The sequence below is a fragment of the Ideonella azotifigens genome (assembly GCF_006519715.1).
GTDB classification, from domain to species: Bacteria; Pseudomonadota; Gammaproteobacteria; order Burkholderiales; family Burkholderiaceae_C; genus Ideonella; species Ideonella azotifigens.
Genome location: NZ_VIDT01000248.1, coordinates 1 through 7,386, shown reverse-complemented (window position 1 = coordinate 7,386; position 7,386 = coordinate 1). Strand labels below are relative to the sequence as shown.

Genomic DNA, 7,386 nt, shown 5'->3' with positions numbered 1-7,386 from the left:
CGACCTGGCTGGGCGCTTGCATCGGGCCGCAGCGCTTCGAGGTGGGAGACGAGGTGCGCATCGCGTTCGGCGCCGAACCGGGCGACCCCTGCTTCCGGTCAGTTGCCACGCCGGAAGGCTTGCCGCCGAAATGGTGGGCCGACCTGCCGGGCCTGGCGCGCCGGCGGCTGCGCGCGGCTGGCGTGCAGCAGATCGGCGGGGGCCAGTGGTGCACCGCGAGCGATGCCGTGCGCTTCTACTCCTACCGGCGTGACACCGGTGTGACCGGCCGGCACGCTGCGGCCATCTGGCGACGCTGAGTCGCCCGCCTTCAATCGGGCGTCGGGGCCGCGCGATCGTTGACAGATGGGTTGACAGAAGGGTCGACAGACGGCTTGCCAGCCGGACCGGGCTGCGCGGCGCGCTCGGCCTCCCACTGTTGCTGTTCGGCCAGTCTGCGAGCACGCCGTCGCATGGGCGCGCCCATGACATAGAGCAAGATGGCCAGTGGCATCACGCCGTATAACAAGAAGGTGAAAAGCGCGCCCAGCACGCTGCCCTCGGTGGCGGTGGCCTCGGCCAGCGCCATCATCAGCGCGACGAAGATCCAAGCGGCAGCAACGATGTGCATTTTTCGGGATGTGATTCGCAATATCGCTTAACGGAAATTAAGGCCTTGCTGCGGTAAGCTGCATCAGGGCCTCCGGCCTTGCCGCATGCGGCAAGTGACCGTGGGGCTGATCAACAGGAGACAAGCCGTTGAACAAGCGTTTTACCCCGTCGTCGTTCGAAGACATGGGTGCCCAGGCGCAAGCGCACGCCGATGCCTTTGGCCATGCCGTCGGCAACCTGCTGAAATCGTGGTCCGGCATCAGCGTGCCGGCACCCGCGCTGACGCAGTTGCGCGACGATTATCTGCAACAGGCCACGGCCATCTGGAACAGCGTGCTGACCAAGGGCGCAAGCGGTGCAGGCGAAGCACCGGCCGAGGCCAAGCCGCTGGCCATCACCGACAGGCGCTTTGCCGCAAAGGACTGGGGCAGCCACCCGGGCAATGCCTTCACCGCGCAGATGTACCTGCTGAACAGCCGCATGATGCTGCAGCTGGCCGATGCGCTGCAGGGCGACGACAAGACCCGCGCCCGCGTGCGCTTCGCGGTGCAGCAGTGGATAGACGCGGCCAGCCCGAGCAACTTCATCGCGCTGAACCCCGAGGTCCAGCGCAAGGCGCTGGAGAGCCGCGGCGAGAGCATTGCGCAAGGCCTGCGCCAGCTGTTCCACGACCTGCAGCAAGGCCATGTCTCGCAGACCGACGAGAGCCTGTTCGAGGTTGGCCGCAATGTGGCCACCACCGAAGGCTCGGTGGTGTTCGAAAACGCATTTTTCCAGCTGATTGAATACAAGCCGCTGACTGCCACCGTCTTCGAGCGGCCGATGCTGTTCGTGCCGCCCTGCATCAACAAGTACTACATCCTGGACCTGCAACCAGACAACTCGCTGATCCGCTACACCGTCTCGCAAGGCCACCGGGTGTTTGTCGTCAGCTGGCGCAACCCGGATGACAGCATGCGCGCCCACACCTGGGACGACTACGTCGAGCAGGGGGCGATCCAGGCGCTTCGCACGGTGCAGGAGATCACCGGCGCGAAGACCTTGGACACGCTGGGCTTCTGCGTGGGCGGCACCTTGCTGGCGACCGCTTTGGGCGTGCTGGCGGCGCGCGGCGAGCAACCGGCCGCGTCGGTCACGCTGCTGACCACCTTTGTCGATTTCTCCGACACCGGCGTGCTGGACCTGTTCGTCGACGAGTCTTCGGTGCAGCTGCGCGAGATGACGCTGGGCGCCGAAGCGCCGGGCGGCCCCGGGCTGCTCAAGGGCCAGGAACTGGCCACCACCTTCAGCTTCCTGAGGCCCAACGACCTGGTGTGGAACTACGTCGTCGGCAACTACCTGAAGGGCGAGATGCCGCCGCCGTTCGACCTGCTGTACTGGAACAGCGACTCGACCAACCTGCCGGGCCCGATGTACTGCTGGTACCTGCGCCACACCTACCTGCAGGACGAGCTGAAGCAGCCCGGCAAGCTGACTGTCTGCGGCGTGCCGCTGGACCTGGGGCTGATCAAGGCGCCCGTCTACCTCTATGGCTCGAAGGAAGATCACATCGTGCCTTGGAAGAGCGCCTACGGCTCGACCAAGGTGTTCAAAGGCCCCAAGCGCTTCGTGCTGGGCGCCTCCGGCCACATTGCCGGCGTGATCAACCCGCCTTCCAGCGGCAAGCGGTCCCACTGGATCAACGAAGGCCTGCCGCCCACGGCCGATGAATGGCTGGCACAAGCCAAGGAAAATCGCGGCAGCTGGTGGACCGACTGGAGCCAGTGGCTCGCCACCCACGCCGGCAAGCAGGTGCCTGCGCCAAAAGCGCCTGGCAGCAAGCAGCACAAGGCCATCGAGCCTGCGCCCGGCCGCTACGTCAAACAGCGCGCTTGACCCGATGGCCGCAGGCCTTGCCAACGCGCATCCTCAGCACCATCACCCCTGTCCCCGCCGCGCGTTGCCGTTTGCCTCGCGGCCCGAATCCACAGCAAGGAGTCTCATCCCATGACCACCGACATCGTCATCGTCGCCGCCACCCGCACTGCCGTCGGCAAGTTTGGCGGCAGCCTGGCCAAGACCCCGGCCCCCGAGTTGGGCGCCACCGTCATCAAGGAACTGCTGCGCCGCACCGGCCTGGCCGGTGAACAGGTCAACGAAGTGATCCTCGGCCAGGTGCTGACCGCCGGCTCCGGCCAGAACGCGGCGCGCCAGGCCGTCATCAAGTCCGGCCTGCCGAACGGCGTGCCGGCGATGACCATCAACAAGGTCTGCGGCTCGGGCCTGAAGGCCGTGATGCTGGCGCTGCAAGCCATCCGCGACGGTGACAGCGAAATCATCATTGCCGGTGGCCAGGAAAACATGAGCCTGGCGCCCCACGTGCTGCCAGGCTCGCGCGATGGCCAGCGCATGGGCGACTGGAAGCTGGTCGACACCATGATCACCGATGGCCTGTGGGACGTCTACAACCAGTACCACATGGGCATCACCGCCGAGAACGTGGCCAGGCAGTACAGCATCAGCCGCGAAGCGCAGGACGCACTGGCGCTGGCCTCGCAGCAGAAGGCCGCCGCGGCGCAGGACGCCGGCAGGTTCAAGGACGAGATCGTCGGCGTCAGCCTGGCGCAGAAGAAGGGGGACCCCATCGTCTTTGATGCCGACGAATTCATCAACCGCAAGACCAACGCCGACGCACTCGCCGGCCTGCGCCCCGCCTTCGACAAGGCTGGTTCCGTGACAGCCGGCAACGCCTCCGGCCTGAACGACGGCGCTGCCGGCGTGGTCGTGATGACGGCGGCCAAGGCCGCGGCGCTGGGCCTGACGCCGCTGGCCCGCATTGCCAGCTATGCCAGCGCCGGCCTGGACCCGGCCATCATGGGCATGGGCCCGGTGCCGGCGGCGCGCAAGGCGCTGGCGCGTGCCGGCTGGAAGGCGGCCGACCTGGACCTGCTGGAGATCAACGAAGCCTTTGCCGCGCAGGCCTGCGCGGTGCACCAGGAAATGGGCTGGGACACCAGCAAGGTCAATGTCAACGGCGGCGCGATTGCCATCGGCCACCCGATCGGTGCATCCGGTGCCCGCATCCTGGTCACGCTGCTGCACGAGATGCAGCGCCGGGATGCGAAGAAGGGCATTGCCTCGCTGTGCATTGGCGGTGGCATGGGTGTTGCACTGACGGTCGAGCGTTGAACCACAGCGAGACGCAGGGAATGTACGGACGTGTGCGGCCGGGCCGACGCGCGATAGTGGTTTGAAACCGCTGCTTTCCCTTCGATATCCAAGCTCAGGAGATAAAAGACATGACTCAAAAAGTAGCGTACGTGACCGGTGGCATGGGTGGCATCGGAACCGCGATCTGCCAGCGCCTGGCCAACAGCGGCCTGAAGGTCATCGCCGGCTGCGGCCCCAGCCGTGACTTCACCAAGTGGCTGGACGAACAGCGTGCGCTGGGCTTCACGTTCTACGCCTCGGTGGGCAACGTGGCCGACTGGGAATCCACCGTGCAGGCCTTCAAGACGGCCAAGGCCGAACACGGTCCGATCGACATCCTGGTCAACAACGCCGGCATCACCCGTGACCGCATGTTCCTGAAGATGACGCCCGAGGACTGGCATGCCGTCATCGACACCAACCTGAACTCGATGTTCAACGTCACCAAGCAGGTGGTGCCGGACATGGTCGAGCGCGGCTGGGGCCGGGTGATCCAGATCTCGTCGGTCAACGGCGAAAAAGGCCAGGCCGGCCAGACCAACTACTCGGCCGCCAAGGCCGGCATGCACGGCTTCACGATGGCGCTGGCGCAGGAAGTGGCTGCCAAGGGCGTGACGGTCAACACCGTCAGCCCTGGCTACATCGGCACCGACATGGTCCGCGCCATCAAGCCCGAGGTGCTGGAGCGCATCGTCGCGACGATCCCGGTCAAGCGCCTGGGCACGCCCGAAGAGATCGGCGCCATCGTCGCCTGGCTGGCGGGCGAAGACTCCGGCTTCACCACCGGTGCTGATTTCTCCTGCAATGGCGGCCTGCACATGGGCTGAAGCCTTTGGTCTGTGACAGCGGCATCGCGCTGGCATCGCGCCGCGACGGGCCTTGTGCCGGATACCCGCCCGGGTGCCCGGCACAGTCTCTTTTTTGCGATTTTTTGGCAGCACACGGGATCCCGGCCGCTGCAGTGATTGACCGCAGCCTTGCCGCGGCAGACCATGTCTGGCGGACTGCCTCACGGCCGTCACGAGGCACATGACCTCCAGGGGAGGCCCGACGCACGGCGGCGGGTCAGGGGGTGAACAGAAGGGCTGTCATGGATTTCCTGCTGTCTTTGCTCGGACGCAACGGCTTCCTGCCGCACGGCTACTGCTTCACCTGGGCGCCAGGCCTGCTGTGGCCGATGGTGCTTGCCGATGGGTTGATCGCGGCGGCGTATTTCTCCATTCCGCTGGCCATCGTCAGCTTCTACCGCAAGCGCCCGGACATCGGTTACCGCCCGGTGGCCTGGCTGTTCAGCGCCTTCATCTTTGCCTGCGGCATCACGCATGTGATGGACGTGTGGACCATCTGGCAGGCCGATTACGGGCTGCAGGTGCTGGCCAAGGTCTTCACCGCGGCCATCTCGGTCGTCACCGCCGTTGCCCTCTGGGTGCTGCTGCCACGCGCCTTGCGCATCCCGTCGGCAGCGCAGCTGCGCAGCGCGGTCAGTTCGCTGGAGGCCGAGGTCAGCAAGCGCCGCAGCGCCGAGCAGCACCTGGCAGGCATCGAGCAAAGCGTGGCCCTGACGCTGGACAGCATCGGCGCCGGTTTCATCGTCACCGATGCCCAGGGCAAGGTCACCCGCATGAACGAGGTCGCCGAGCGGGTCACCGGCTGGGCGGACGCGGAGGCACGTGGCCGCGTGCTGTGGGACGTGCTGGTGGGCGAAGGACGCGACGAGGCCCTCACCGGCGAGAATCCGGTGGAGGTGGTGCGCAGCCTGCTGGCCACGGCCGGCCCGGTGACCCGGCATGACCTGATCCGCTCGCGCAACGGCAGCCTGACCCCCCTGGAAGTGCGCGCCACGCTGGCCCCGAAAGACGGTGAAGGCGGCGAGCAGCGCGGCATGACGCTGGTGTTCCGGGACCTGACGCAGATCGAGGAGATCGAAGCCGAGCGGCTGCGGCTGGCCGCCATCGTCGACTCGTCCATCGACGCCATCGTCAGCAAGTCGTTGGATGGCCGGGTCACCAGTTGGAACCATGCTGCCGAAACCCTGTTCGGCTACACCGCCCGCGAGGTCATGGGCCAGCCGGTGCAGGTCATTGCCAACCCCGAACACGCGATGGCCGAGCCACACATGCTTGCCGACATTGCCTCGGGCCACAGCGTGCCGCCGTTCGACACCGTGGCCCGGGCCAAGGGCGGGCGCCACTTCGAGGTTTCGGTCAGTGTCTCGCCGCTGCGCGACCCTTCCGGTCGGGTCGTGGGCAGCGCCAAGATCGTGCGCGACCTGAGCCCGCAGCGGCGCGCCGAGGCCGCGCTGCGCGAGAGCGACGCCCGGCTGCGGCTGGCGCTCGATTCGGCCCAGATCGGCGAATGGGACATGGACCTGGCGACCGGCGCCACCCGGCGTTCGATCCGCCATGACCGCTGCTTCGGCTACAGCCAGCTGCAGCCTTCATGGTCCTTCAACACGCTGCTGGCCCATGTGCACCCGGAAGACCGGCCCGAGCTGCAGGCGAGTTTCAGCGCCGCCGTCGAGCAGCAGGGCGACTGGCAGGCCGAATGCCGCGTGCGCTGGCCAGACGGCAGCGTGCACTGGATCAGCCTGCAGGCCGGGCTGCTGCACGACAGCGGCACGGCCGGCCGCATGCTGGGCATCGTGACCGACATCACCCAGCACAAGCTGGCGCAGGAAGCGCGCCAGAAGGCCATGCGGCTGGAAGCCGAGAACCAGCAGATCCAGACCGCCAGCCGGCTCAAGAGCCAGTTCCTGGCCAACATGTCGCACGAACTGCGCACGCCGCTGAACGCGGTGATCGGCTTTGCCGACCTGCTGCACAGCGGTGCAGTACCGGCGCAGTCGCCCAAGAACCGCGAGTTCCTCGGCCACATCGCGGCCAGCGGCCGGCACTTGCTGCAACTGATCAACGACGTGCTGGACCTGTCCAAGGTCGAGTCCGGCAAGTTCGAGTTTTTCCCGCAGCAGCTGGCGCTGGCACCGCTGGTGCGAGAGGTCTGCGACGTGCTGCAGCCTGGCATGCAGCGCAAGCAGTTGCGCCTCGTGCTGGACCTGGACCCGGCAGTGGACACGGTGGATCTGGACCCGGGCCGGCTCAAGCAGGTGCTCTACAACTACCTGTCCAACGCCATCAAGTTCACGACTGAAGGCGGGCAGGTCACCATCCGCACGCGCCCCGAGGGCCCGGCGCATTTCCGGCTGGAGGTGGAGGACACAGGCATCGGCATTGCCGAGGCCGACCTGCCGCGCCTGTTCGCCGAATTCCAGCAGCTGGACACCGGCTACAACAAGCAGCACGCCGGCACCGGCCTGGGCCTGGCACTGACCCGCCGGCTGGTGCAGGCCCAGGGTGGCCGCGTGGGCGTGCGCAGCACGCTGGGTGCCGGCAGCGTGTTCCACCTGGTGCTGCCGCGCGTGAAACCCGATCCTGCCGACGGCCTGATGCTGCCGCCGGCCAGCCACCGGCTGCTGGTCATCGAGAGCGATCCGCGGCTGGTGCGCAGCCTGGCCGACACCGGTTTCCTGGTCGACGCGGCAGCCAATGCCGTGGAAGCCGTTACCCAGGCCAGCCAGCAGGCCTATGACGCCATCTTGCTGGCGCTGCG

At 67.0% G+C, this 7,386-nt stretch carries 6 protein-coding genes; 5 read left to right on the top strand and 1 reads right to left on the bottom strand.

The annotated features are described in order from the left end of the window. Window positions 1–299 (top strand): laccase domain-containing protein (locus FKP22_RS15665; RefSeq protein ID WP_141288399.1); only part of this gene is annotated, 299 nt, incomplete at its 5' end. 11 nt (window positions 300–310) lie between these two features. On the opposite strand, the gene FKP22_RS15660 is transcribed toward FKP22_RS15665, so the two are convergent. Beyond that, window positions 311–571 (bottom strand): hypothetical protein, encoded by a 261-nt coding sequence (locus FKP22_RS15660; RefSeq protein WP_141288398.1) that lies wholly within the window; start codon window positions 569–571, stop codon window positions 311–313. Window positions 572–774: 203 nt separating this feature from the next. Between FKP22_RS15660 and phaC the strand changes: the two genes are divergently transcribed. The 4 genes from phaC to FKP22_RS15640 all read left to right on the top strand — a co-directional run. Continuing rightward, window positions 775–2,466, top strand: a complete 1,692-nt coding sequence (gene phaC / locus FKP22_RS15655; RefSeq protein ID WP_141288400.1) for a class I poly(R)-hydroxyalkanoic acid synthase — start codon at window positions 775–777, stop codon at window positions 2,464–2,466. A gap of 111 nt (window positions 2,467–2,577) precedes the next feature. Continuing rightward, complete coding sequence (locus tag FKP22_RS15650; protein ID WP_141288397.1) at window positions 2,578–3,759, top strand: acetyl-CoA C-acetyltransferase; 1,182 nt, start codon at window positions 2,578–2,580, stop codon at window positions 3,757–3,759. 110 nt (window positions 3,760–3,869) lie between these two features. After that, the gene (gene phbB, locus FKP22_RS15645; RefSeq protein ID WP_141288396.1) at window positions 3,870–4,607 is read left to right on the top strand and encodes an acetoacetyl-CoA reductase; all 738 of its coding nucleotides are present in this window, start codon (window positions 3,870–3,872) and stop codon (window positions 4,605–4,607) included. Window positions 4,608–4,870: 263 nt separating this feature from the next. Continuing rightward, window positions 4,871–7,386: PAS domain S-box protein (locus FKP22_RS15640; protein WP_141288395.1), on the top strand; the 2,516-nt coding region annotated here is incomplete at its 3' end.